Origin of the sequence: uncultured Solobacterium sp., assembly GCF_963517755.1 — a bacterium.
Classification (GTDB): domain Bacteria; phylum Bacillota_I; class Bacilli_A; order Erysipelotrichales; family Erysipelotrichaceae; genus Bulleidia.
Map to the genome: position 1 here is coordinate 59,723 of NZ_CAUQGG010000001.1, position 25,832 is coordinate 85,554.

The 25,832-nt window shown below is 34.9% G+C and carries 24 protein-coding genes; 15 read left to right on the top strand and 9 right to left on the bottom strand.

Annotation, left to right across the window (positions count from 1 at the left end; genetic code table 11):
* Positions 1 to 7: 7 nt before the first annotated feature.
* The 14 genes from greA to RWM19_RS00370 all read left to right on the top strand — a co-directional run bounded on the left by greA (position 8) and on the right by RWM19_RS00370 (position 14,911).
* Positions 8 to 484 carry a transcription elongation factor GreA gene (gene greA, locus RWM19_RS00305; protein WP_294021283.1) on the top strand — a complete coding sequence of 159 codons (477 nt, stop codon included), beginning with the start codon at positions 8 to 10 and terminating at the stop codon, positions 482 to 484.
* Positions 485 to 526: 42 nt separating this feature from the next.
* Positions 527 to 1,003: a ComEA family DNA-binding protein gene (locus tag RWM19_RS00310; protein WP_294023408.1), complete on the top strand. Its 477-nt coding sequence runs from the start codon at positions 527 to 529 to the stop codon at positions 1,001 to 1,003.
* A gap of 158 nt (positions 1,004 to 1,161) precedes the next feature.
* Positions 1,162 to 2,838, top strand: coding sequence for a hypothetical protein (locus RWM19_RS00315; RefSeq protein WP_294023407.1), 1,677 nt, complete (start codon positions 1,162 to 1,164; stop codon positions 2,836 to 2,838).
* A 3-nt stretch (positions 2,839 to 2,841) separates the two neighbouring features.
* A complete protein-coding gene (gene holA, locus RWM19_RS00320) occupies positions 2,842 to 3,846 on the top strand; it encodes a DNA polymerase III subunit delta (protein WP_294023406.1) in 1,005 nt (334 codons plus the stop codon).
* A 1-nt stretch (position 3,847) separates the two neighbouring features.
* Positions 3,848 to 5,059 (top strand): L-serine ammonia-lyase, iron-sulfur-dependent, subunit alpha, encoded by a 1,212-nt coding sequence (locus RWM19_RS00325; RefSeq protein ID WP_313982534.1) that lies wholly within the window; start codon positions 3,848 to 3,850, stop codon positions 5,057 to 5,059.
* A complete protein-coding gene (locus tag RWM19_RS00330; RefSeq protein WP_313982537.1) occupies positions 5,043 to 5,525 on the top strand; it encodes a DNA-deoxyinosine glycosylase in 483 nt (160 codons plus the stop codon). Before RWM19_RS00325 ends, RWM19_RS00330 begins: the two co-directional genes overlap by 17 nt.
* On the top strand, positions 5,522 to 7,669 hold the full coding sequence (locus RWM19_RS00335) for a U32 family peptidase (protein WP_313982540.1): 2,148 nt from the start codon (positions 5,522 to 5,524) through the stop codon (positions 7,667 to 7,669). Before RWM19_RS00330 ends, RWM19_RS00335 begins: the two co-directional genes overlap by 4 nt.
* A 1-nt stretch (position 7,670) precedes the next feature.
* Positions 7,671 to 8,048 carry a large conductance mechanosensitive channel protein MscL gene (mscL, locus tag RWM19_RS00340; protein WP_294023402.1) on the top strand — a complete coding sequence of 126 codons (378 nt, stop codon included), beginning with the start codon at positions 7,671 to 7,673 and terminating at the stop codon, positions 8,046 to 8,048.
* 122 nt (positions 8,049 to 8,170) lie between these two features.
* Positions 8,171 to 11,116 carry an AAA family ATPase gene (locus RWM19_RS00345; RefSeq protein WP_313982543.1) on the top strand — a complete coding sequence of 982 codons (2,946 nt, stop codon included), beginning with the start codon at positions 8,171 to 8,173 and terminating at the stop codon, positions 11,114 to 11,116.
* Entirely contained in the window at positions 11,113 to 12,084 is a 972-nt protein-coding gene (ftsY, locus tag RWM19_RS00350) for a signal recognition particle-docking protein FtsY (protein ID WP_294021292.1), read from the top strand. Before RWM19_RS00345 ends, ftsY begins: the two co-directional genes overlap by 4 nt.
* Positions 12,074 to 12,391, top strand: a complete 318-nt coding sequence (ylxM, locus tag RWM19_RS00355) for a YlxM family DNA-binding protein (protein WP_294021293.1) — start codon at positions 12,074 to 12,076, stop codon at positions 12,389 to 12,391. The genes ftsY and ylxM overlap by 11 nt, the downstream gene beginning before the upstream one ends.
* Before the next feature lie 10 nt (positions 12,392 to 12,401).
* The gene (locus RWM19_RS00360; protein ID WP_294023400.1) at positions 12,402 to 13,598 is read left to right on the top strand and encodes an acetate kinase; all 1,197 of its coding nucleotides are present in this window, start codon (positions 12,402 to 12,404) and stop codon (positions 13,596 to 13,598) included.
* Complete coding sequence (locus RWM19_RS00365) at positions 13,598 to 14,545, top strand: bifunctional oligoribonuclease/PAP phosphatase NrnA (RefSeq protein WP_313982547.1); 948 nt, start codon at positions 13,598 to 13,600, stop codon at positions 14,543 to 14,545. The genes RWM19_RS00360 and RWM19_RS00365 overlap by 1 nt, the downstream gene beginning before the upstream one ends.
* Before the next feature lie 81 nt (positions 14,546 to 14,626).
* On the top strand, positions 14,627 to 14,911 hold the full coding sequence (locus RWM19_RS00370) for an HU family DNA-binding protein (protein ID WP_313982550.1): 285 nt from the start codon (positions 14,627 to 14,629) through the stop codon (positions 14,909 to 14,911).
* 109 nt (positions 14,912 to 15,020) lie between these two features.
* Here the strand turns inward: RWM19_RS00370 and RWM19_RS00375 are convergent, their stop codons facing one another.
* From RWM19_RS00375 to RWM19_RS00410, 8 genes are read right to left on the bottom strand one after another with little or no spacing between them, the layout of a single operon-like run.
* Positions 15,021 to 15,941: a tyrosine-type recombinase/integrase gene (locus RWM19_RS00375; protein WP_294023397.1), complete on the bottom strand. Its 921-nt coding sequence runs from the start codon at positions 15,939 to 15,941 to the stop codon at positions 15,021 to 15,023.
* On the bottom strand, positions 15,928 to 17,118 hold the full coding sequence (locus tag RWM19_RS00380; protein WP_313982554.1) for a DNA polymerase IV: 1,191 nt from the start codon (positions 17,116 to 17,118) through the stop codon (positions 15,928 to 15,930). Before RWM19_RS00380 ends, RWM19_RS00375 begins: the two co-directional genes overlap by 14 nt.
* Entirely contained in the window at positions 17,118 to 18,761 is a 1,644-nt protein-coding gene (recN, locus tag RWM19_RS00385) for a DNA repair protein RecN (RefSeq protein ID WP_313982556.1), read from the bottom strand. Before recN ends, RWM19_RS00380 begins: the two co-directional genes overlap by 1 nt.
* Before the next feature lie 9 nt (positions 18,762 to 18,770).
* On the bottom strand, positions 18,771 to 20,630 hold the full coding sequence (gene dxs, locus RWM19_RS00390) for a 1-deoxy-D-xylulose-5-phosphate synthase (RefSeq protein WP_313982559.1): 1,860 nt from the start codon (positions 20,628 to 20,630) through the stop codon (positions 18,771 to 18,773).
* 13 nt (positions 20,631 to 20,643) lie between these two features.
* Positions 20,644 to 21,480, bottom strand: a complete 837-nt coding sequence (locus RWM19_RS00395) for a farnesyl diphosphate synthase (RefSeq protein WP_313982562.1) — start codon at positions 21,478 to 21,480, stop codon at positions 20,644 to 20,646.
* Complete coding sequence (gene xseB / locus RWM19_RS00400; protein WP_294023906.1) at positions 21,470 to 21,685, bottom strand: exodeoxyribonuclease VII small subunit; 216 nt, start codon at positions 21,683 to 21,685, stop codon at positions 21,470 to 21,472. The genes RWM19_RS00395 and xseB overlap by 11 nt, the downstream gene beginning before the upstream one ends.
* Entirely contained in the window at positions 21,669 to 23,078 is a 1,410-nt protein-coding gene (gene xseA, locus RWM19_RS00405) for an exodeoxyribonuclease VII large subunit (protein ID WP_294023908.1), read from the bottom strand. The genes xseB and xseA overlap by 17 nt, the downstream gene beginning before the upstream one ends.
* Positions 23,075 to 23,455, bottom strand: a complete 381-nt coding sequence (locus tag RWM19_RS00410; protein ID WP_294021693.1) for a transcription antitermination protein NusB — start codon at positions 23,453 to 23,455, stop codon at positions 23,075 to 23,077. The genes xseA and RWM19_RS00410 overlap by 4 nt, the downstream gene beginning before the upstream one ends.
* Before the next feature lie 93 nt (positions 23,456 to 23,548).
* Here RWM19_RS00410 and RWM19_RS00415 point away from each other — a divergent pair, with 93 nt between their 5' ends.
* On the top strand, positions 23,549 to 24,121 hold the full coding sequence (locus RWM19_RS00415) for a DUF5662 family protein (RefSeq protein WP_313982565.1): 573 nt from the start codon (positions 23,549 to 23,551) through the stop codon (positions 24,119 to 24,121).
* 64 nt (positions 24,122 to 24,185) lie between these two features.
* Here the strand turns inward: RWM19_RS00415 and RWM19_RS00420 are convergent, their stop codons facing one another.
* Entirely contained in the window at positions 24,186 to 25,694 is a 1,509-nt protein-coding gene (locus RWM19_RS00420) for an IMP dehydrogenase (RefSeq protein ID WP_313982567.1), read from the bottom strand.
* Positions 25,695 to 25,832: the final 138 nt, after the last annotated feature.

Sequence of the window (25,832 nt, forward strand, 5' to 3'; positions counted from 1 at the left end):
TAATAAAATGGCTGAAGAAAATAAAACATATCTTACTGAAGAAGGTCTAAAAAAATTACAGGATGAATACTATAACCTCGTCCATGTTGTTCGTGAAGAAGTTAAGCAGGAACTAGCTGAAGCACGTGCACAGGGTGACCTTTCAGAAAATGCGGACTATGATGCGGCTCGTGATGAGCAGGCAAAGGTAGAAGCACGTATTTCAACTTTGGAATACATGCTGCGAAACTATGAACTTATTGATACGAAAAAGGCTGGTAAGAAGTCAGCTGTTCATATCGGTTCTAGCGTAACATTATTCTTCAATGATACTAAGGAGGAAGTTACTTACAATATCGTAGGTTCAACAGAATCAGATCCTTTAAATGGTCGCCTATCTAATGAAACACCATTAGCACAGGCAATTCTAGACCATAAGGTTGGTGATGTTTGTGAAGTACGTGTCGCAAATCCTTATACAGTTGAAATTGTTAAGATTAAGTAAGGAATCACTAAGATTACAACAAATACAGTAAGTGGAGGACGTATGAGACTACTACTTACTGTTTTTTTATGTTTCATCATTTTATCATCAGGTAAATTCAACATTATCAATATAAATCAATATAGTAAATCTTCAATTCAAGTAACGGTTTACGGTGCTGTATTAAGACAAGGTGTAATTTCTCTAGATCCATATGCAACAATACAGGAACTATTATCGAAAGCGGGTTTAAACGAAAATGCAGATATATCTAGTTTGAACCTAGAGACTATTTTGCATGATAAAGATGTATTAACAATACCAACGAAATCTAGTGATATTTCTGTGAATTTGATTTCTATTAATACTTCTGATTTGAATGGGTTATTGCAAATTCCTAAAATCGGTGAGAAAACTGCACAAGCAATCATTGATTATCGAAATCAACATGGATTATTCCAGATATTAGAAGATTTAATGAAAGTAAAAGGGATAGGTCAAGCAAAGTTTGATTTCATAAAAGATAAAATCTGTTTATGAAAGGAATTCTAAGAAATCCATTACTTGTATTATTGATGTATCTATTATGTCTATATATGCAAGATATCTATAAATTCATTGTTTTCCTTTTATGTATTCTATATTGGTATCGACATCATAGTATTAAGAGTTGTATTTTTCTAAGTTGTATCCTATGTATGACGTATTTTCCTAAGATTCATTTTATCTCATCAGAAACATATCGAATCGTTGATATAAAAAGTAATTATGCAATTATTGAAAATAGCGATAATCGGATTGTAGTGTATACGAATACAACTCTACCATTTGATGCTGAGGTAGAAGTTACGCAACATATCCATTCATTTGATTATGATTCGAAATTTTATGGATTTTCATTATACAAGTGGGCAAAAGAGAATGGTTTTAGTGGCTATACATATCAATCGGAAATACAAGTGACACAACAATATTTCACATTACGCTCTTGGGTACAAAACCATATTGAAAAGCTTGATGATAATTTAAAGAGAGAGATTTTATATCAAATTATCTTTCACATCAAAAATAAGGGAATTGATATATCAGATATTTTTGATCAAACTGGTTTTTCATATATTGCAAGTGTATGGTTATTGTTATATGTTTTAAAGTTTTTTAGTACACAAAGACAACGTAAAATCATTAAAGTATTATGTCTTATTGTTTTAAATCTGTTTTATCATTATCCAATTATCTTAGTGTACTCGTTATTGTATGGAATATTGCAGTTTGTGGATATTCCTACAAGAGTAAAAATTCTAATCTCATCGATAGTTTTATTGGTTATATTCCCTAGGGCTCTATATTCGTTATCGTTTCAAATACCGCTTATTTATCGTTTACAAACTCTGTTTTCAAAATCCCATCGTAAGATAATAACTGCTTGTTTGATTGGAAGCATTTGTAGTATTAAATTTCAATCAATCCAATTACTTTCATTCTTGTTTTATCCCATCATCCGCTACTTTATGGGTTTTACTTGGATAATGGGTTTTATTCAATTGTATACTGGTCTAAATATAGTAGAGCTAGTATCGCTTGTTTCTAGAATGATTTCGAAGATTCAATCAATCAAGATAAATGGAAATATCATAGGTATTGGAATGTTGTTTTTACCAATGGTATATGCATTATTTAAACAACATAAATTTAGAATATACACTATCGCAAGTACTGTGATAATATTTCTTAGTTTATCTATCGTTCATCCATTATCAGAAGTAACAGTGCTAAACACTCCGAAAAATACAAATATTATTTTAAAATCAATGCTTTCTAATTGTGCAACAGTACTATCTGAGCCAAAGTCAGTTATATCAAATGATTTACAAAGTTATCTACATGCAAAAGGTATTTCTAAGATTTTCGCAGTGGTGGAATTAGGGGATGATACTGAAGGGGTAGAGATAGTATCAGCACCTCAAAGTTATGTTGCAGAACAACTTAATTTGCAAAATACTGAACATCCAATTTGGTATTTTAAATATAATGAACTTACTTTTATCGTGTTTACTTATTTAGATCATAGTGATATCACGTATTTATTAAATCATTATGATTCTTTAAATGTTGATGTGATGATACTTGCAAATCATGGATCTAAAAATGCTAATCCACCAGAACTTTTTGATTATTTACAACCAAAAGTATGTATCTGTATCAATCAACCATATTTATCCAGTCATTTACCATCACGTGCTGTCATTAAAGAAATGGATAAGAGGGGTATTATGTGGATGGATACAGGAACTTATGGAGATATTTCGTTTTTTAGTATCTTTCATAAGCATTTCGCTCTAACATCGTCTGGGAAAATTGTTATAATAAGTTAGCGTATGACAGTTTACTTATTGAGTGGAAAAGATATGTATCGACAAGAGGAGCGCTTAGCTACTCTTTTAAAAGAGTTTTCTATAGGAAAAGATTATGTCACAACCTTTGATGCTTCAAATGCTAAAACATTTCGTTTTGATGAAGCGTTGGTAGCTTGTGATACATTTTCTCTATTCGATGATTCTGCTAAAAAGGCTATCATAATAAAAGAACCGTATTTCTTGCGTGCTGCAGTAAAGACATCTAAGAAAGAATTAGAGAAACAAGAAGCAGAGAAAGAACAACGCTTAAAATCACTTGAAGCGTATCTTAAAAATCCGAATCCAAATACGTTACTGGTATTTTATTGTCATACATTTTCGGCTGATACCAGAAAGAAAGAATATAAACTTCTAATGTCTTATGATACTAGAATTGTGAAATTTGAACTCATGAAGCCGTGGGAGTTTGAAAAGTATGTAGATGATAAGTTAAAAGAGAATAAATATAAACTTACACGTGATGCACGAGGCGAATTGTTGGAACGTGTTAGTAATGATACTTTGAAATTTCATAATGCTCTTGTAAAGATTGATCTTTATGGAAAGAAAGAGTTGAATCTTGAAGATATTATACATATCGTACCGATGAACGCTGATTTAAATATCTTTAGAATGAGCAATGCATTCGTTGCGCATGATTTATCTTCTGCATTATTAGCAGTAGATGAAATGTTACAAGCGCGTTATGACTATGTTGCGATGATTGCAATGCTTGCAAGTAAATTACGTAGCTTATATAACATTAAAAAACTGTATGAACGTGGATTATCAGATAGTATGATTGCTACAAGACTACATGCGGATGATTGGGCAATCAAAAAAGGTTTAGAAAGTTGTTATCATCTACAGTCAAAGACTGTATTACGATATTTAGAGGAACTTGCAACGCTTGAACAAGGTATTAAAGCGGGACGAATTGATCCCAAAAATGGTTTTGAACAGTTCTTATTAAAGAATGGGAGTTAACATGCAATCAATTAAAGAACTATATAAAATAGGACGTGGACCGAGCAGTTCACATACATTAGCACCAGAGAGAGCCTGCAAGCTCTTTAATGAATCATATGGTGCATTTCCTTACTATGAAGCTGAACTTTTTGGCTCTTTATCCTTAACCGGGAAAGGGCATCATACAGATGCGATTATTGAACAAACTTTATTAGGTGAAGTGAAAGTAATTTTTTCTCTTGAATGGGAAGAAGAATTTCCTAATGGATTCTATATTCGCGCATACAATGATAAACATGAACTTCAGCAACGTTGGACTGTATTTTCCATCGGTGGTGGTAGTATTCGGATTGTGGAAAAAGATCTTGATTGGAACGATGAAGTATATCAGGAAAATACACTAAAAGAAATTAAGCAAGTATTACAAGATAAAAATGAATCGTTACTTTCTTATATCTATTCTTATGAGCCAAATTTACGTCAACATCTTTCTGATATCGTGGATGCAGAAGTCCAATGTATTCATGCAGGTATAACTGCAGAAGCAGGGATTTTACCTGGTAAGTTAAAATTGCAACGTGTTGCACGTAAGTTATATTTAGAGAGTTTAGAAAACAATTGTTCGTATGCAAATGATTTAAAACTAATGAGCTATGCTTACGCCGCAGGCGAAGAAAATGCTGATACACATAAGGTGGTAACTGCGCCTACACTTGGCGCATGTGGTGTTATCGCTGCTTTAACATATCATTGCATTCATGACTTGAAGATTGATAAGGATACTATGGTTGATGCTCTAGCTATTGGTGGTATCTTTGGAAATTTAATTAAGCATAATGCGACGATTTCTGGTGCGGTTGGTGGCTGTCAAGCTGAAGTGGGATCTGCTGTTTCAATGGCAAGTGCTGCCTTTGCATATATTCTGGGTGGTAATTTAAATGATATTGAATACGCAGCAGAGATTGGAATTGAACATCATTTAGGGTTAACTTGTGATCCAGTTATGGGGTATGTCATGATTCCATGTATCGAACGTAATTCACAAGGTATCCTACGTGCAATTGATGCCGCAAATCTAGCGATTCACATGAACAAGGTCCGTGCTACTCATAAAGTAAGTTTTGATACGATCGTTGAGACTATGAAAGAAACTGGTAATTGTATACCGATGAGTTTGAAAGAAACATCCATCGGTGGACTGGCTAAGTATTTCGATGAAAGCCAGTGCTAAGAAAGTTATACATCCCTTGGATGCAATCTATGATGAACACTCACGGGTATTAATATTAGGTTCATTTCCATCTGTGATTAGTAGACAAAATAAGATGTATTATGCAAATAAGACCAATCGTTTTTGGGCAGTAATGGAGGCTTTATTCAAAGTAGAAATTACTGACCGTGTGTTATTTTGTCATCAGCATCATATTGCAATGTGGGATGTAATTCATTCTTGTACTATTGAAGGATCTTCTGATTCTTCTATCAAGAATGTCAAAACGAATGATATTGCTGGTTTAGTCCATAAATCAAATATACAGTTGATTGTTACGACTGGGAAGAAAGCAGCTGTATTATATAATCAATATATTCATTTAGATATACCACACATTAGTTTGCCTAGTACTTCTGCCGCAAATGCAAAGATGAGACTAGAGCAACTTATAAACGAGTATCAAAAGATTAAGGGGGTTTTATGAAGAAAACTGAATTACTTGCGCCAGCAGGAAATATGGAAGCGTTAATTGCGGCAGTACAAGCTGGCTGTGATGCAGTTTATTTAGGACTAAATTCTTTTTCCGCTCGTGCATTTGCAGGAAACTTTTCGAGAGAAGAGTTAATTGAAGCAGTACGTTATTGTCATATTCGCGGAGTAAAAGTTTATGTGACAATGAACACCATATTATATGAACCTGAAATTGAAGCTGCAAAAGACCAAATTCAATTTTTATATGACCATGATGTGGATGCTTTATTGATTCAAGATTTTGGCCTGTTTCATTATGTTCGTACATGTTTTCCAGATTTTGAAGTTCATTGTTCAACGCAGATGCATGTCCATAATATTGCTGGCATTGAATATATGAAAACACAAGGAGTTAAACGGGTGGTATTAGCTCGTGAAACACCAATTGAACTTGTAAAAAAAGCATGTAAGAGTGGCATGGAGATTGAAGTATTTGCATATGGTGCTATTTGTATTAGCTATAGTGGTCAATGTCAGTTTAGTGTTGTTACGAAACAACGCAGTGCGAATCGTGGTATGTGTGCACAATGTTGCCGCATGAAATACTACAAGGAAGATGGTTCGGAATTTGAAGAAGGAGAATATATTCTTAGTCCAAAGGACTTGAATGTTATTGATCAATTACCAAAACTGTTAGGAGCAGGTGTTAGTAGTTTGAAGATAGAAGGACGTATGAAACGTCCGGAATATGTTTGGCTTATCACAAAGACTTTCCGTGAAGCTATCGATGCTTATTATCGTAATGAAACATATTGTGTAACAAAGAAACGTCAAGAAGAGTTAAAGCTGATGTTTAATCGTGGTTTTTCAGAAGGCCATCTATTCCATGATGATGTTACTAAACGTATGAGCCAATATCGTCCGAATCATCAAGGAGTTGTAATTGGAGAAGTTGTAGATTTCTATAAAGGCAAAGTAAAGGTAAAACTTTCAAAACCACTATACCAGCATGATGGCTTACGTATTCTAAGCGTACCTGAAGATATTGGATTAACTGCTGTTAAAATTTATGACCAAAAGAATCTCTTGGTGAATAGTGCAAACCCTGGACAGATTGTTACTCTAGAATGCAAAGAAGGAAGACCAAAGAGAGGACAAAAGTTGCATAAAACAACAGATACTAGATTGCTAGATGAAGTACAACATCACATTGAAGCGTTTAGTAGATTAGTTGATATTACAGTTTCCTACGAAGCAAGAATTGGAAAACCTTTAAAACTGATAGTTTCTGATGGTGAACATACAATTATCCAAGAAAGCTTAGTGAATCTAGAACTAGCAAAAAATGCACCACTAACAAGAGAAAAGATTGAAGCAGCTCTTGCAAAAACCGGTGCATCTGCATACCGAATTATAGAACTTAAGGGTGAAATTGAGCATATCTTCTTGCCAGTTAGCGTGATAAACGAAACTCGTAGATTAGCATTAGAAAAATTAGATAATCTACGTGCTATTCAACATATAAGACTAGGCAAACAAGCGTATCACTATCATACAGAGAATGTGTTTGACCAAAATTACAAGTATATTATTCAAACAAAGAAACCAAGAGTATTTGATTGTGAAAGTTACTTAAATGTAGTTGAGAATGATACAGTTACCCCTGTAATCCATGAATCACAAGAAGGTAAGGCAACTCTTATCAATACAGTTGTTTCTCAAGTTGGAGATTTTAATAATAAGCTTGTGGATTGTATCGGGGGCATGACACTCAATGTTGTTAATTCTTATGCGATTGCATATGTATTATCGATTCCAGGTATGAAAGGTGTTATTCTTTCAGAGGAAATGAATGATTTACAAATCGAGAAAACACTAGATGCTTTTAAACAACGTTATGGCTTTCAACCACCAGTTTATAAGTTTGTTTATGGTAAACGGACTCTTATGCATATCAAAGATCGTTTCACAAATCAACAAAATTTAAAGTTTATGAGCGATTTACGTGGCAATCGTTATGAAATATCATATAATGCTAACGAAGTTTCGATCTTAGAATCGTCAGCCTTCAAAACTGACAATCCGTTCTGCATGGGTAATTACTTGATTCTAGATGATGATACTATCGAATTAAAATCTATATTGGAGGATAAATAATATGAAAAATTTTATTGAAGAGTTTAAAGCGTTCGCGTTACGTGGTAACGTAATGGACATGGCTATTGGTGTCATCATTGGTGGTGCATTCCAAGCTATTATCAAGTCATTTATTGAAAATATTATTAACCCATTAGTTGGTGTAATATTCCAGGTTGACTTCTCAAATGTTGTAATTAGTTTAGGTTCTGTTAACTTGATGATTGGTGCATTTATCTCATCCGTAATTAATTTCTTCTTATTAGCATTTGTATTGTTCGTTATGGTTAAGGCAATTAACAAGCTTAAGAAACCAGAAGTGAAGGAAGAAGCTGCACCTGTAAAGAGCGATGAAACAGTTCTATTAGAAAAGATTTTAGAACAATTAAAGAACAAATAATCTTTCTGAAACAGCCTGTATATCTCGGCTGTTTTTTTCAATTAATATTTGTTAAATTTCCCGTTTTTGTGGTTTGAAGAAGGTGATTTTGTTATAATATCTAAGAGATTTAAGGAGATTTTATGTTTCTAAAGCGAATCGAAATGCAGGGATTTAAATCCTTTGCGGATCGTACGATTATCCAGTTTGATCATCCAATTACTGGTATTGTAGGTCCTAATGGTTGTGGAAAATCAAATATCGCTGACTCTGTTCGTTGGGTACTTGGAGAACAAAGTGCCAAAAGCATGCGCGGCGATAAAATGAATGATGTTATTTTTGCGGGTAGTGCTGACCGTCGTAGAGTTAATATGGCGGAAGTTACACTAGTATTTGACAATACAAATCACATTTTAAATGATGACAAGGACGAGATAGAAGTTACACGTCGTCTTTTTCGTGATTCTGGCGAAGCAGAGTATCTAATCAATCGTAAGAATGTACGTTTAAAGGATATCGTTGATCTATTCTTGGATACAGGTCTTGGTAAAGATAGTTTAAGTATTATCTCGCAGGGTAATGTCTTAACTTTTGCGGAAGCAAAACCTCTTGAACGTCGTGGTATCTTCGAAGAGGCTGCAGGCGTTGCTAAATATAAGAAGAGAAAATTAGAATCTTTATCGAAACTAGAAAGAACAAAAGCTAATCTTGATCGTTCAAACGATATTTTAATTGAACTCGAAAAGCAAGTATCTCCTTTAAAGAGACAAGCTAGAAAAGCAGAGATTTATCGCGAGAAGAAAAAACGCTTAGAAGAAATTGAAATCTCAGTATTAGTACAAGATATTGAAAGTATCCATGCCGATATCGAATCTGCAAAGAAAGCACTGTTTGACATAGAAACAAAGACGACTATGTTTTCTACAGATATTCAAATAAATGAAACAAAGCTTTCGGAAAGTAGAAGACAAATTTCTACATTAGACCGTGAAATTAATGACTTACAAGATGAACTCATGAAGAAATTCAATGAGATTGCAGGTTTAGAAGCGCGTCGTACAGAGCTTGATGAAAAGCGTAAGTATATTGTAGAAACAGGCACTAATGAGCAAAAAGCCAAGCAACTTGCCGGATTAATTGAAGAGGCTCGTGTTGAATTTGAAGATCGTCAAAAACGTTTAGATGCTTTAAATACAGAAATTCGTTTATATTCTCAACAGTTAAGTGCTGCCGCCGCAAATATTGTAGATAAGCGTAGTGAGTATGACCAAGCTTCTAATCGTTTACGCTCTTTAGAAAATCGCAAGAATGTCATTGATCAGTTAATGCGTAATCCATTTAATAACCAACAAGGTATTCGCTCTATTATGGATAATCAAAATGCATTATCTGGTATTCTTGGTGTAATTGGGCAAGTATTACAGGTCGAAAATGGATACGAAGAAGCTGTATCTACTGCATTAGGTGCTGCGATGAATCATATCGTTACAGTTGATGAACAAGCTGCACGTGATGCGATTCGCTTCTTAAATAGGAACCAATCTGGTCGTGCTACATTCTTACCGTTAACTGTTTGCACACCACGCTATGTATCACAAGATAATCAAATTATCTGTCAGAATACAAAAGGCTATTTAGGCGTTGCGTCAGACTTTGTGAAGAATCAGGATCAATTTGAACCGGTCATTACTAGTCTTTTAAATAATGTTCTTGTTGTAGAGGATATGGAAGCTGGTAATGAATTATCAACTCTAACAAAGCGTATGTATAAGATTGTTACACTTGGTGGTGAAGTAATCCACCGTGGTGGTTCTATGACTGGTGGTAAGACTCGTCATGATACTAATATTATGACTATGCGCAAAGAGGCAGAAGAAATTAACGCGCTTATTGATGCTGAATCAGCTCGTGTTACACTAGCGACAAAGGCCCTAAATCAAGCTAATGAAGCACGTGATAAAGCTGCACAAGCTATGAGCGAAAAACGTTATGCAGTTGCTGCACTTGAACCTGTCGTAGATGCAAAGAAAGCAAAATACGAAAAGTTAAAGAATGATTTAGCGTTATTAGATCCAAAGGGTTTAAATCAAGATGGTGACGAATCACATACAGAAGAACTCATCGTACGTTTGAATCAAGCTTATTTAGAGCGTGATACAATCACGAACGATATGAAGGCAAAACGTGAACAAAGATATCAAATCAATCAAGAGGCTGAACGCAAAGAACAACAAACACGTCAAATGCGTAAGGAATTAAGTACTGCAGAAGCTAGTGCAAATGCGATAAAGATTGATCAAGGTAAACTTGAAACACGTATGGAAGCTTGCTTGCAAAGACTTGCAAGTGAATATCAGTTGACCTATGAATTTGCTAAGACAAAGGTGACAGATGAACAGATTGAAAATGCCAAAGAAGAAGTAGCACAATTACGTGCAGATATTGAGCGCCTTGGTAATATCAATATGAATGCACCAGAAGAGTATAACGAAGTAAATGAACGCTACGAGACACTAAAGAATCAGATTGCGGAGTTAACGGAAAGCGTTGATAAGATTCTAGCAGCAATCGATGAGATGGATACTGTTATGAAGCGACAGTTTAAAGAAACTTTTGATAAAGTTAATGCTGAGTTTAATGACATCTTCCGTGCTCTTTATGGTGGTGGTAAAGCTGTTCTTACATTACAAGATCCTTCTGATATTTTGAATACAGGTATTGATATTGATGCACAGCCTCCAGGAAAAGCAGTTCAAAATAACATGTTGTTCTCAGGTGGTGAAAAGAGTTTAATTGCGCTTTGCGTACTCTTTGCGATATTAAAGATTAAGCCAGTACCTATGGTAATTCTTGATGAGGTTGAAGCAGCGTTAGACCCAGGTAATGTAGAACGCTTTGCACAATACTTACATCACTATACACACCAAACCCAGTTTATCGTTGTTACACATCGTCCAGGTACAATGGAAAATGCAGATGTACTATATGGTGTAACAATGCAGAACCAAGGTGTATCACAAATGTTAAAGGTTACTTTACATGATGCACTCAATATGGCAGATGCAACAACCGAGGAGGTACAAGCGTGAGTTTTTTAGATAAGTTAAAAGAAGCCTTTTCTAAAAAAGATGATAAAGCAACATACTTATCAGGCTTTAAAAAATCAAAACAAACATTTGGTGATCAATTAAATCAAATGCAATATAAATACAAAGGGGTAGATGACGAGTTCCTTGAACAATTAACAATTATCCTTTTGGAAAGTGATGTAGGTATTGAAACAGCAGACTATATTTGCGAACAGATGAAGATAAAATGTTCTGAATATCCTACTATTACATTTAAATGGGCGATGAATTTCTTGCTTGAAACAATGAAAGAGATTTATGAAGCTACACCAGATAAGCCAATTTCATTTAATGAAAATGGCACAACAGTTTTCTTATTAGAAGGTGTTAACGGCTCAGGAAAGACTACAACATCAGCTAAACTTGCACGCATGTTTTTAGACCAAGGAAAGTCAGTCGCATTTACTGCAGCGGATACATTCCGCGCTGGTGCAATTGATCAGCTTGCAAAATGGGGAGAACGTTTAGGTGTACCGTGTATCAAGGGAATAGAGAACGGAGATCCTAGTGCAGCCATCGTTGATGGATGCAGATATGCTATCGAAAATAAAATAGATATCTTATTATGCGATACAGCAGGTCGGTTGCAGAACAAAGCAAATTTAATGAATGAGTTATCAAAAATGAATCGAGTGGCAGCTAAGGAAATTCCTGGAGCACCGCATAATACATGGCTTGTATTAGATGCTACAACTGGACAAAATGGTTTATCACAAGCACAGATTTTTGCCGAGGCCACAAATCTTAGTGGTATTATCCTAACGAAGATGGATGGTACAGCAAAAGGTGGCATTGTCATTGCGATTAAGCATAAGTTACATATCCCTGTATATTATCTCGGGCTTGGGGAACAGCCAAAAGACTTGCGACCATTTGACTTAGATGCATATTTATATAGCATTTCAGAAGGATTAGAAAATGCAAAGTAAGTTATATTACAACAGTTTATTAGACTTCTATGAAAAGCTATTAACACAAAAACAACAAGAGATATGTAATTTTTACTTCCGTGATGATTTATCGTTGCAAGAAATCAGCGAACTAGTGAATACATCACGAGCGGCGATTCACGATACAATTAAACGTTGCAGAATCGAGTTAGATTCGTATGAAGAGAAATTATGCATGCATGCATCGTATACTAAGCGATGCAAGCTATATGATAAGATACGTAAAGTTGGTTCAGCGGAGGTCAGCAAATTAATAGACCAATGCTTAGATACAGAAATTGATTAAGGAGGAAGACATGAGTAAAGTCATTTCAGTAAATTCAGGATCATCATCACTAAAGTTTCAATTATTTGATATGCCTAGCGAAACAGTATTAACAAGCGGACAGGCAGAACGTATTGGGCAACAAATGGGTGCCTTCACGATTAAGTACAATGGAAAAAAGGAAACTGAGGAACTTCCAATTCCAAATCACAAAGTAGCTGTTGATATTCTATTAAATAAATTAACAGAACTTGGCATTGTAGAAAATCTTGATGAAATCAAGGGTGCAGGACATCGTATCGTGCAAGGTGGTTCCTCATTTGATCAGTCTGTAGTTGTAGATGAAGAAGTTGAAAAGATTGTTGAAGAATATGGTGAATTAGCGCCATTACACAATCCTGCACATTTAGTATGTTATAGAGCATTTAAGGAATCTTTACCTAATATAGGTCATGTATTTGTCTTTGATACAGCATTCCATCAGACAATGCCGGAAGAATCATATATGTTCCCGGTACCATATGAATGGTATACAGATTATAAGATTCGTCGTTATGGTGCACATGGTACAAGTCATCAGTATGTTAATCGTCGCACTGCTGAATTAATGGGTAAGGATGTTAATACATTAAACATGATTACATGCCACCTAGGTAACGGTGCCTCAATCACTGCTATCAAGAATGGTAAAGTGTTAAATACATCTATGGGATTAACACCATTAGGTGGAATTATGATGGGCACTCGTTGTGGTGACATTGATCCAACTGTTGTATACTACATGATGAAGAAGTTAGGATGCACACCAGATGATATGGATACATATTTAAATAAGAAGTCTGGTATGTTAGGTATTTCAGGTATAAGTTCTGATGCTCGTGATGTTCAAGCAGCTATTGATGCTGGTGATCCACGTGGTATTCTAACTGGAAAACTCTATACAAACCGTGTTATTAACGTTGTAGGTGGCTATTACTTCCAATTAGGACACGTAGATGCAATTGCATTTACAGCAGGGCTTGGCGAAAATGATGACGCATGCAGAGAACGTATTTTAAAGGCTATGGAAGAAGCTTTAGGCTTAAGTATCGACTACGAATTAAATGCTACAATTCATGGTAAAGAATGCCTCATTTCTAAACCTGATTCAAAAGTTCAGGTATGGATTGTTCCTACAAATGAAGAAGTTGTAATTGCACGCGATACAGTTAGATTGTTAGGACTATAATGAATCTCGATTTTAAGGAATTATTAAAGACAATTGAGGATGCAGATGTTATTACACTATTTAGACATACGCATCCCGATTGCGATGCTCTAAGCTCTCAGAATGGCTTGTGTAGTTGGATTAAAGTAAACTTTCCCGACAAAAGGGTATATAGATTGGGGGATGAGACAACAGATCAAACTGTTTATCCACCATCTGATATAGTAGATGAAAATACAATACGCTGCAGTACGGCAATTATTTTGGATACCGGAAATAAAGAACGTATTGATGATCAACGATATGTACTTGCAAAAAAAGTAATTAAAATTGATCATCATCCAAATCTTGATCCATATGGAAATCAGAATTATGTCTATGAAGAAGCAGCTGCTACTTGTGAAATTCTCACAGGTTTCTTTGCAAGCTGTGATAACCAGATTATGAATCATGAGATTGCAACATACCTATATAAGGGGCTATTAACAGATACCTTATGCTTTAGAACAAGTAACACAACACAACATACCTTAGAAATGGCGGCAAAATTAGCGTCATATGATTTGGCAATTCCAGAGATTAATAGAGAATTGTTCGATGTTAGTTACAAAACATTCCATTTCAGTAATTGGATTCGTTCCAATACACAGTTATTTGGTGAGCATTTAGCATATGTAATCATTCCAGAAGCTATCCAGCATGAATACAATATCAGTGCTTCATCAGCACGTAATCGTATTGATGAGATTGGTCATGTGAAAGAATTCTCAATTTGGGCTATCTTTACAGAGAAAACTGTAGATGTGCATAAACTATATGATGGCTCATTACGTTCTAAAACAGCAATCATAAATACAATTGCAAACCAATACCATGGTGGCGGCCATAAGAATGCTTCGGGCGTTAAAGACCTTACTGAAAATGATTTACAAAACTTGCTTAAGGATTTATATAAAGTTAGCAACTAGCACATATAAACAAAAAATGTCAATATTGAATGTGCTATAAAAACTATAGTAAAATACAAACATATTAGGAGGAAACAAAATATGGCAGAAACACTAAATAAAAAGAGCATTGCTGAGTTAGTAGCTGAACAGCACAACTTAACTAAGAAAGAAGCAGCTGAAATCGTTGATTTAGTATTTGATACTGTTTCAAGTACTTTAAAAGATGGTGGTCGTGTTGATATTTCTGGATTTGGTAAGTTTGAAGTGAAGACACGTGCAGCACGTACAGGTATCAATCCACAGACTAAAGAAACAATCACAATTCCTGAATCAAAGGTTCCAGGATTCAAGGCAGCTAAGAACTTAAAGGAATTAGTTAAGTAATCTACTAGACACTCAATTTTGAGTGTCTTTTCTATTATATAAATAACTTCGCATAATGTATGTTATGCGAATTAAAAATATATAAAAAGATGAGTATCATATCAAATGATTACTCATCCTTCTTGGTTGAAATATCTAAGTCTTGTGAAGCCAAAGGATTAAACTTATTATAAGCATCAAATAATTGTTTATTTTGTACGTGTGTATATATTTCTGTGGTTTGAATATTACTGTGACCAAGTATCTCTTGAATACTACGTAAATCAGCACCACCTTGTAACATGTGTGTTGCGTAACTATGTCTTAGTTTATGCGGTGTAATGTGCTTCTGAAAGTTAAGCTCAACACATTTACGTTGCAATAGCAATTCTACATATTTGCTAGTAATCTTACGACCAAAACGATTCAGAAATAATAGATTTGTTTTTTTCTGAATTAGATTAACGCGTGTTATTGAAACATATTGCTTTAGAAGTGAAATACTACCTTTTGGTATTGGTACAATACGCTCTTTATCCCCTTTTCCGAGTACACGAATTTTCCCTGTATCAAGGTCTACTCGGTTAATTGTCAGATTACATACTTCAGAAACACGTAAACCACAGCTATAGATGGTTTCTAATAATGTATGATCTAAATTATCCTGAATATTGGTATCGTCAAAAGATTGCATTAAACGCTTGATTTCATCCACTGTGCAGTATACAGGTAATGTTTTAGGACCTTTATGTACTTGTAGGTTTAAACTTGGATCAGATTCATCATGCATCATTGCCATAAACTGATGAAAAGAGCGTATTGCAGCTGTCATTCTTGCTAATGAAGTAGATGCTTTATTTTCGCCTTGGTTTGCGATAAATTCTTCAATTAATTCTGCTTTTATCTTTTTTGTATTAGTAATGCTATGTTCTTCTAAAAAACGAATATATTGTTTTAAATCATTTGTATAAGAAGATACTGTACGCTTGCTTTTACCTTCGTTAATTTTGAGATTTGTAAAATATTCTGTAAATGCATCATGAATCTTCATGAGTATTCTCCTTTAAAAGATTACTAGCTCTTACAAATGCTTTCTTTAAACCAAGCATATCATTTAAATCATTAATAATATCTTTTGTCTCCGCTTTAAATGCTGCTGTTTCATCAAATAGATTTAGTTGCGAGGAGATATAACTTTCGTCCGCAAAATCGCCTACTGTAATACCTAATAAGCGTACTGCTTCCCCTTCTTCCCAATTATCTTCAAACAACGCTATAGCAGCATTATAAATCTCATCAGCACGCCAAATTGGCGTAGATAATTTCATAGCGCGAGTTATATTTCTAAAATCATAGTAACAGATTCGAATATGAATAGAGCTACCTACTTTACTTGCGTTTTTAAGACGTTTAGAGAGCGTTCTAGCTAGTGTTCTAATTAATCCAGATAATTCCTCATATTCATTAATATCTTCTAATAACGTCTCGGAAATGCCCATTGATTTTGCATCCCATTCTGTCTCTAATTCGCGACGATCTATGCCATTAGCTCGTTCAATAAAATCATCTGTGTTTTTTCCTAATAATTCTCTTAGCTTAGAGATATCTTTAAAGTTTGCTAAATCACCGATCGTACGAATACCGATTTCTTGCATATATGGAACTGTTTTAGTACCAATCCCACGCATATCTTTGATTGGTAGAGGCCACATCTTCTCTTGAACATCGCGAATACGAAGAACAGTAATACCATTTGGCTTCTTCATATCACTAGCCATCTTAGCTAAAAACATATTTGGTGCAACACCAATCGAGCATGTTAATCCTAGTTCATTGTATATTTGTTTTTGTAAAGACCATGCAAGATCTAAAGGTTTTTCAAATTTTTTAATTGCTTCTGTCATATCTGCATAGCACTCATCAACTGATGCTTGTTCTACAAGATATGTATAGGAACGTACAATTTCCATGAAACGTTCGGAAAGATTACGATACCAGGTATAGTGTCCTTCAACGATAATCAATTCTCTACAAAGCTTCTGTGCTTCACTAACAGGCATTGCACTATGAATGCCAAAAGCACGTGCTTCATAGCTTGCTGTAGAAACTACGCTACGTCTAGTAGCACCAGAAATTACAATGGGTTTCCCTTTCAATTCTGGATTTAATAATACTTCTGCATTCGCAAAAAATGCATTTAAATCAATATGAAAATATACGTGATACATTAGCTATGGTTTCTCCGATAGAGTTCTTGTGCAGCTTTTGTTGAGATGTCTGTAATACTGCCACTCGAAATTAAAGCAAGCTGATTAATACGTCCTGTTTCATCGAGTTCACTTACATGTGTAATAGTCTTATTATCTTGGTCTTCTTTCGATACAAAGTAATGTGTATCTGCACAAGCTGCTACCTGTGCTAAATGTGTTACCGCAAAGACTTGACATGACTTTGATAAAGCCTTCATCTTTTGACCAATCGCAGTCGCAACCGGACCACTAACACCAGTATCTATCTCATCAAAGATGACAGTTTGAATTCCTTGTAATTTCGTAAAGATAACCTTTAATCCAAGCATTAATCGACTTAGTTCACCACCAGAAGCGGTCTTTACAAGAGACTTTGGCTCTTCCCCTTTATTCATGGCAATCATAAATTCAACGTTTTCATTTCCATGTTCACTAGGTTTGCAGTCTGTAAATACTGTTTTAAAACATGCGTTTGGTAACATTAATTCCTTTAAATTAATAAGGATTGCATCATCAAGTTCATTTGCACGTGTTCGCCGAATCTTTGATAACTTAGAAGCATATTCCTGATAAGTAATAAGTGCAGTTGAAATCTTCTGATCCATTTGTTCAATAAACTCTTTTCGATGTGTAAACATCTGTACTTGTTGCTTGAGTTGTTCTTGCTGAGCTAGAATCTGCTCAATGGAATTACCATACTTTCGTTTTAGTTTTTGAATTGTAAAGAGACGTTCTTCCATTTCATTAATTTCTTCCTCGTCCATATCATACTCGCCGACGAGTTTATGAAGTTCATCGATACTATCTGAGATAGAATAATATGCATCAGAAATAGATGTTTGAATTGTTGTAGTTTTTTCATCACTGCCTAAATTTAAACACAATTTTTGTAAATCATATAAAGAATCAGCTAAACCATTTTCATATAGTGAAAAAACTTGATTATATTTATCAAGTGAGTTTTTGATTTGTTTATACTGTCTTTCTTTTTCAGCGAGTTCTTCATCTTCGCCAATTTTTAAATCAGCTTGTTCGATTTCCTGAATCTGATATTGGAAGTACTCTAAATCATTTTCATTAAATTCATTCTGTAGTGCTTTTTCTTTCTCTTTTAATAGTTTTGAATAGCATTGATAGGAATCTTTTACTTGTTGTAGTTCTTCATCTACTTGTAAAAATGTATCAAGTAATCTTATATGATTAGTTGTATTCAACAAATACGCAGTATCTCTTTGACCATGAATATCAATCTCATCACGTAGAATATCTTTTGCTAGAGATAATGTGACAATTCGATGATCAATGCGGATAACTGACTTACCTGAAGATAATAGTTCCCGTGTAAAGGTAACATCTTCATTTGTTTCAAGTCCTGCATCTGCCATGATTTCTAATGCATGTTTATTTTGGGATAAATCAAAAGTACCTTCAATAATTGCTTTCTCTTTTCCCTTTGAAATATAAGAAGCACCTGCACGCTCCGCACATAAAATGGAAATAGCATCTAACATAATTGATTTACCAGCACCAGTTTCACCAGTAAACGCACTAAACCCAGATTTAAAATCTAGGTTTAGTTCATCAATTAGTATGAAGTTTTTTATATACAGGTGTTTCAGCATAATATTCTCCTACAAATATTGTTGTACATCAGCTAAGAAGGTATTCATATCAATGTGATATTCTTTTCGAAGCTGTGCACTTGTTCCTTGTGGTATAAACTTGTCTGGCAATCCATAAATCTTGATTGGAAGACAAATCTCTGATTCATTTAGGTATTGCAAAATGAATGCCCCTAACCCATTTGTCTTATAGTCTTGCTCATATACAAATAATTTTAATTTACGTTCTACAAGAGACTGTATCATCTCATAGTCAAGCGGCTTAATATAACGAGCATTTACAACCGTTACTGGAAGATTATTAGACACAACTTTATCTAATAACTTATTTACCATATCACCGTAAGTGATAATCGCCACTTTATTTTCATGTGAATCATGTAAAAGTTCCCACTGTCCAATTGGAATGAAATTTGCTTTACATACAGTAGATGTTTTTACCTCACCTTTAGGAAAACGTACAGCAAATGGATGTTTCTGGTTAAAGGCTGTATACAATAAGTCTTTTGCTTCTTGGGCATCTTTTGGATGCGAAATAATCATATTAGGTAGTCCTGATAGAATACCAATATCGAATGTTCCTTGGTGAGTTTCACCATCACCACCAACAAGTCCAGCATGATCTACACCAATTACAACTGGCAAATCCATACGACAGATATCATGGTTAATCTCATCGTAAGCACGCTGCAAGAATGAACTATAGATACACATATATGGTTTCTTACCAGAAATTGCTAGACCAGCTGCGAAAGTTGCTGTGTGCTCTTCCGCAATACCAGTATCGAAACTGCGGTCTGGATATTTAGCAAATAAGATACCCATACCACTACCATTAATCATAGCTGGAGTAAGAGAAACAATATCTTTATCATTCTGTGCAAACTCCGCAACGCATTGACTCATAAATGGCCCCCAAGCACTGAATCCACAAGGTACTTCATGCAATGGTTTGCCAGTTTCGATATTGAATGGACCTACCCCATGCCAATGTCCCTCACTATCATCTTCACATGGAGAATAACCTTTCCCCTTTTTTGTCATAACATGAATTAATGTAGGACCTCTATGATGCTTCGCAGTCTCTAAAATTTGAATTAAATCATGAATATTATGTCCATCAACCGGCCCCATATAGTCAAGGCCAAATTCTTCAAAAATACCACCATCAATTACAGCTTCACGCATTGAATCCTTAACTACTTTTAAACCTTTATATAATGCATCACCAATCGGATTACCTGATAAGGACCGTTTCAGAGATGATTTAAAAGTTGTGTAACTCTTTAATGTGCGTAACTTTGAAAAACCTGCATTCATGGCACCGACATTTTTTGAAATAGACATATTATTATCATTAAAAATAATAATAATATTACGTTTTTCAACACCTATTTCATTAAGTGCCTCTAAAGATAAGCCATTGCTAATAGCACCATCACCAATAACAGGAATGATACTATAATTCTCTTTGTTTAAATCTCTTGCTACAGCCATACCTAATGCGGCAGAAAGTGAAGTAGAACTATGTCCTGCTTCCCAGACATCGTGTACACTTTCACTACGTTTTTGGAAACCAGATAGCCCCTTATATTGGCGCAACGTCGAAAAACGATCGGCACGACCGGTTAAAATTTTATGTACATAGGATTGATGTCCAACATCAAAAATAATCTTATCTTTCGGTGAATCAAATACGTAGTGCAATGCAATTGTTAATTCAACAATTCCTAAATTACTTGCTAGATGTCCACCTGTCTTAGATAAAGAGTAGATTAAAAATGTACGAATTTGTTCAGCTAAGTCTTTTAGTTGACTGTTATTTAAAGTCTTTAGAAATGCGGGGTCACGAATTTCATTTAATTCCATAGAAATATATCTCCTATTTTCGACGTTGTTGGATTTGATGAACATATTCTAATAACTCTTCAGATTTGAATCCAGTTAAAGACTGAATTTCATGAGTTGCAGATTGATATAGATTGTTCATCACTTCTTTAGCGCGTTCAATCCCTAAAATTGAAACACTAGTCCCCTTATGATTTTTCTGGTCAGAATTTGATTTACCAAATTCTTTCGCTGTTAACTCGATATCTAAAATATCATCCTGAATTTGAAATGCTAGACCAAGCGAAAATCCTATCTTTTTCCATGCAAGAATATCTTCTTCATGTTTAGAAAGTATGCATGCCATCAACAACGGTGCAGTCAATAAGCATCCTGTCTTATGTTCGTGAATTCTTTGAAGCATGGTCCAATCAATGACTTTATTTTCAGCTTCTAAATCTAGCTGTTGTCCATATACCATTCCACTAGGACCGGCCATTTTCGAAAGAATAGAAATACATTTTATAACTGTATCACTATCTTCGTTTGAAGTAGCCGCAACCTCAAATGCATACGTTAATAAACCATCACCTGCTAAAATCGCAGTAGCTTCATCAAATTGCTTATGACATGTTGGTAAACCTCTACGTAAATCATCATTATCCATCGCTGGTAAATCATCATGTATAAGAGAATATGTATGTATCATCTCTAATGCACAAGCAAACGGATTACCAATCTCCGGATTAACATTGTATCCCTTTAAAACAGTATAGAGAAGATGTGGTCGAATTCGTTTCCCTCCAGCGGTTAATGAATATAGCATCGCAGATTTTGTTGTACTATCTGGAAGAGAGTTTATGTAATTTTCCAGAAGTGACTCAATTTGCATCGTCAGTCTCTCCATTTTTACGAATTACATCATTGATTTGTGTTTCAAATTTCTTTAGTTTTGTATCACAAGCCTTCACTAATTGAAGACCTTCTTCGAATAAAGTAATCGTTTCATCTAGAGGTTTTTCATTCTCTTCAAGATCATTGATAATTTCTTCTAATCGATTCATTGATTCTTCAAATGACTTATCCTTTGTTGGCATGACTGTCCTCCTTTGTTTGAACGAGAGCACCTACTGTGCCATCAGCCAAACGTATATTAATTTCGTCACCAATATCTAATTTTTCTGTTGTATTGACAACTTTGTGATTCTTATAAGTAACGCTATATCCACGATTTAGTACTAACAGTGGTGAATATGCATTTAATAATGACATATTCTTTTCTAATCTTGTTCTTCTTTCATCTGCAGTGATACTTAATGCATGTTTCATCTGTGATTGATATTGAACAAGTAAATTCTTGTTAGTTTGAACACATTGTTTTGCGTACATTAACAAATGTTGCTTATTATCTTGTATTGTTTCATGTAGTGCTAAAGAACGTTCACGTATCAATTGTGAAAACCGATGAAACTTATCATTAAGTTCATGTCGTTTATCAATCGGTAACCCTTGAAAACGCATAAGCTTTTCAGCCAAATAATCCAAACGTGTAATAGAATCGCGATATAAACGTTCAGGCTTTGTAAGTACTGGTTGACTTGCATTATAAACCAATCGCTTTTTTGCATGCATGAATGTATTTCGCATAGCAGTCATTAAACGACTTCTGTAATTTTGTAAAGTCGCTAAAACTTCTTGCATATCAGGTACAGCAGCTTCAACCGCACCTGTTGGAGTATTTGCACGATAGTCAGATACAAAATCAACTAAAGTAAAGTCAATCTCATGGCCAATGCCAGTAACGATTGGTGTCTTCATCTGAGATATATATCGTGCAAGTGTTTCATCATTAAAACACCATAAATCTTCAATTGATCCTCCACCGCGAACTAACATAATCACTTGGTGATTACCATTATCCGCAGCTTGTAAAGCTGTAATAATTTTTGGTGCAGCATCCATACCTTGTACAGGGGCTGGATACTCAGTGAGTTTTGCGATAGGCCAGCGTTTCTTTAATGTTATTAATGCATCTTCTCTTGCGGCAGTATTATTACCTGTTACAAGAGCGATATTCATCGGATACATCGGTAGAGGTTTTTTTAAACTTGCATCGAATAAACCTTCATCACTCAACTTCTTTTTTAATAATTCAAACTGTTGATATAATTGCCCAATACCACTACGTTCCATATTGGTCGCAATCATCTGCATACTACCATCTACAACATAGACACTTACATCACCTTTTAAAACGACTTTATCTCCGTTTTCAGGCTTAAATCCTAACTTCTGATTTGCCGAAGAAAACATTACACATTTCAAGGTCGCATGATCATCTTTTAGCGAAAAATACCAGTGGCCACTGTAAGGCATACGAATATTAGAAATTTCCCCTTCAATCATAACTCCATGTAAAACTGGATTTTCATCCATTACTTTCTTTAAATAATTTACAAGAGTACTGACTGGGACAACTCGTCTACTCATATTACATCTAATACGCTGTTTACCAACTTATATGTATCAGAGTCACAGTAACGTTTTGCTAACTGAACAGATTGGTCAATAATAACAGCAGACTCCGTTTTCTTTAAATCAAACTCAGCACATCCGTTCAATAAGATTGCCTTCTCAATTAGGCCTAAACGTTCATAAGACCAGCCCTTCTTTAAGACTGCGTTAATATATTCTCGATAGCGTTCTTCATTTTCAATTGATGTTTTAATGACATCAATAAAATATGGATCAATTTCACTTTCATCAACTTTAAAAACATCATTGATAAGTGCGTGAATATCTCGTTGAACGATCAGGTATTGATATACCGTAATCATTGCGTTTTCTCTTTGGTCATGACGATTCATTTTTCTATAATCTCCTAACATATATTTTACCATGTTCATCCCTATTTTGTGCATAATCTTGCCTGTTTTCATTGCTTGGATTAAAATAGTCCCATGAGTAAAAACAACAAACCAACATTTCTTCAAAAAACATTTCATCATCTTAAAACAATAGGTGAACATCGTAGACTCGTACGTAAGTTTTGTTTTAAATGTGGTTTATATAAGCAAGGTTTGACACATGATTTATCAAAGTATTCTTTCTCTGAACTCATTCCTAGTATTCGTTATTATCAAGGTTATCGTTCACCTTATACAAGGGAGAAAGAACTGAATGGCTATTCATTAGGTTGGCTTCATCACAAAGGTCTTAACAAACACCATTGGGAATATTGGTGGGATAAGATTGATGGTAAATGGCAACCTATTAAAATGCCACAAAACTATGTGGTTGAAAGTATCTGCGATCGTATCGCAGCTTGTAAAGTGTATCAAAAAGAACAATATATACCATCATCACCACTAAATTATTATCTAAATAGTAAAGATGAACAAAATCTCCATCCTCTTACTGCCAACCTGTTTGAGCGCATACTACGCTACATTCAAATAAATGGTGAAGAAAATACTTTTAAGAGAATAAAAGAACTGTTACACCAAAAGAAAGATTTATATCAATCGTTTTAACCTATAGTTATCTATAGGTTTTCATTTTGGCAAAACGAAAAGGCTCATAAGAGCCTTTAACATACTACTTGTTATATGTATTATCGTTGTGCTTTACTTGAACATCATGTGCTCCGCCTTCTACGATAGAAGTTGCGGAAACAAGTGTAAGTTTCGCTTTATCTTGTAATTCTGGAATTGTTAATGCGCCACAGTTGCACATTGTAGACTTAATCTTAAGAACAGTCATTGCAACGTTATCTTTTAAGGAGCCAGCGTATGGAACATATGAATCTACACCCTCTTCAAAGGATAACTTCTTACCTTGTCCTAGGTCATAGCGAGCCCAGTTACGTGCACGTGCAGAACCTTCTCCCCAGTATTCCTTAACAGTGTTGCCGTTTACAACCAACTTTTCACCTGGAGCTTCTTCAAATCTTGAGAAGTAGCGTCCTAACATAACAAAGTCAGCACCCATCGCCAAAGCTAATGTAATGTGATAATCATAAACAATACCACCATCAGAACAGATAGGAATATAAATACCTGTTTCTTCGAAGTACTCATCACGGGCTTTCGCAACATCAATGACAGCAGTAGCTTGACCGCGACCAATACCCTTTGTTTCACGAGTGATACAAATAGATCCGCCACCGATACCGATCTTTATAAAATCAGCACCAGCCTCAGCTAAGTATCTAAAACCTTCCGCATCAACGACATTACCAGCACCTACCTTCAGAGTGTCACCATAGTGTTGACGAATCCACTTAATTGTTTCTGCTTGCCAGATTGAATATCCTTCAGACGAGTCAATAACGACACAATCTACACCAGCAGCTACCAATGCAGGAATACGTTCCGCATAGTCACGTGAGTTGATACCTGCGCCAACTAATAAACGTTTTTCACTATCCAACAACTCATTTGGGTGTTCCTTATGGGAATCATAGTCTTTACGGAATACCAAGTATTGAAGATGATCATTTTCATCCACAACAGGAAGTGTATTTAACTTGTTATCCCAAATGAGATCATTTGCGGATGATAATGTTGTATTAGGCCCACCAACGATTAGATTTTCACGTGGTGTCATATAATCCTTAACAAGTTCATTGCCAGTCATACGAGATATACGGTAGTCACGTGAAGTAAGAAGACCCATTAACTTACCGTTTGGTGTTCCATCCTCAGTAACTGCAATTGTAGAATGTCCTGTTTTTTCAATCAAAGCGTAAACTTCAGTGAACTTTGCGTCTGGTTTCACATTTGAATCACTGATAACAAATCCTGCTTTATGATTCTTAACTCGTGCAACCATAGCTGCTTGACTTTCAATTGGTTGTGAACCAAAGATGAATGCCATTCCACCCTCTTTCGCAAGTGCGATACCTAAACGATCTCCAGATACAGACTGCATGACTGCACTAATCATTGGGATATTTAAAGAAATCGCTGGTTCTTCACCCTTCTTAAAACGAACAAGTGGTGTTTTTAGTGAAACATTGGTAGGAATATTTTCAGGTCCTGTAAATCCTGGAACGAGTAAATATTCACTAAAAGTATGTGAAGGTTCATCATAGTAATATGCCATTAACGTAATTCCTCCCTTTTATAATTTTACTAATTATATCAATTAATAAAGTTATGTAAATAATTCCGAACAAATATTCCAAAAAAACATATAAATACGCATGAAATATAACAATTTATGTATTTTGTATATATTTTA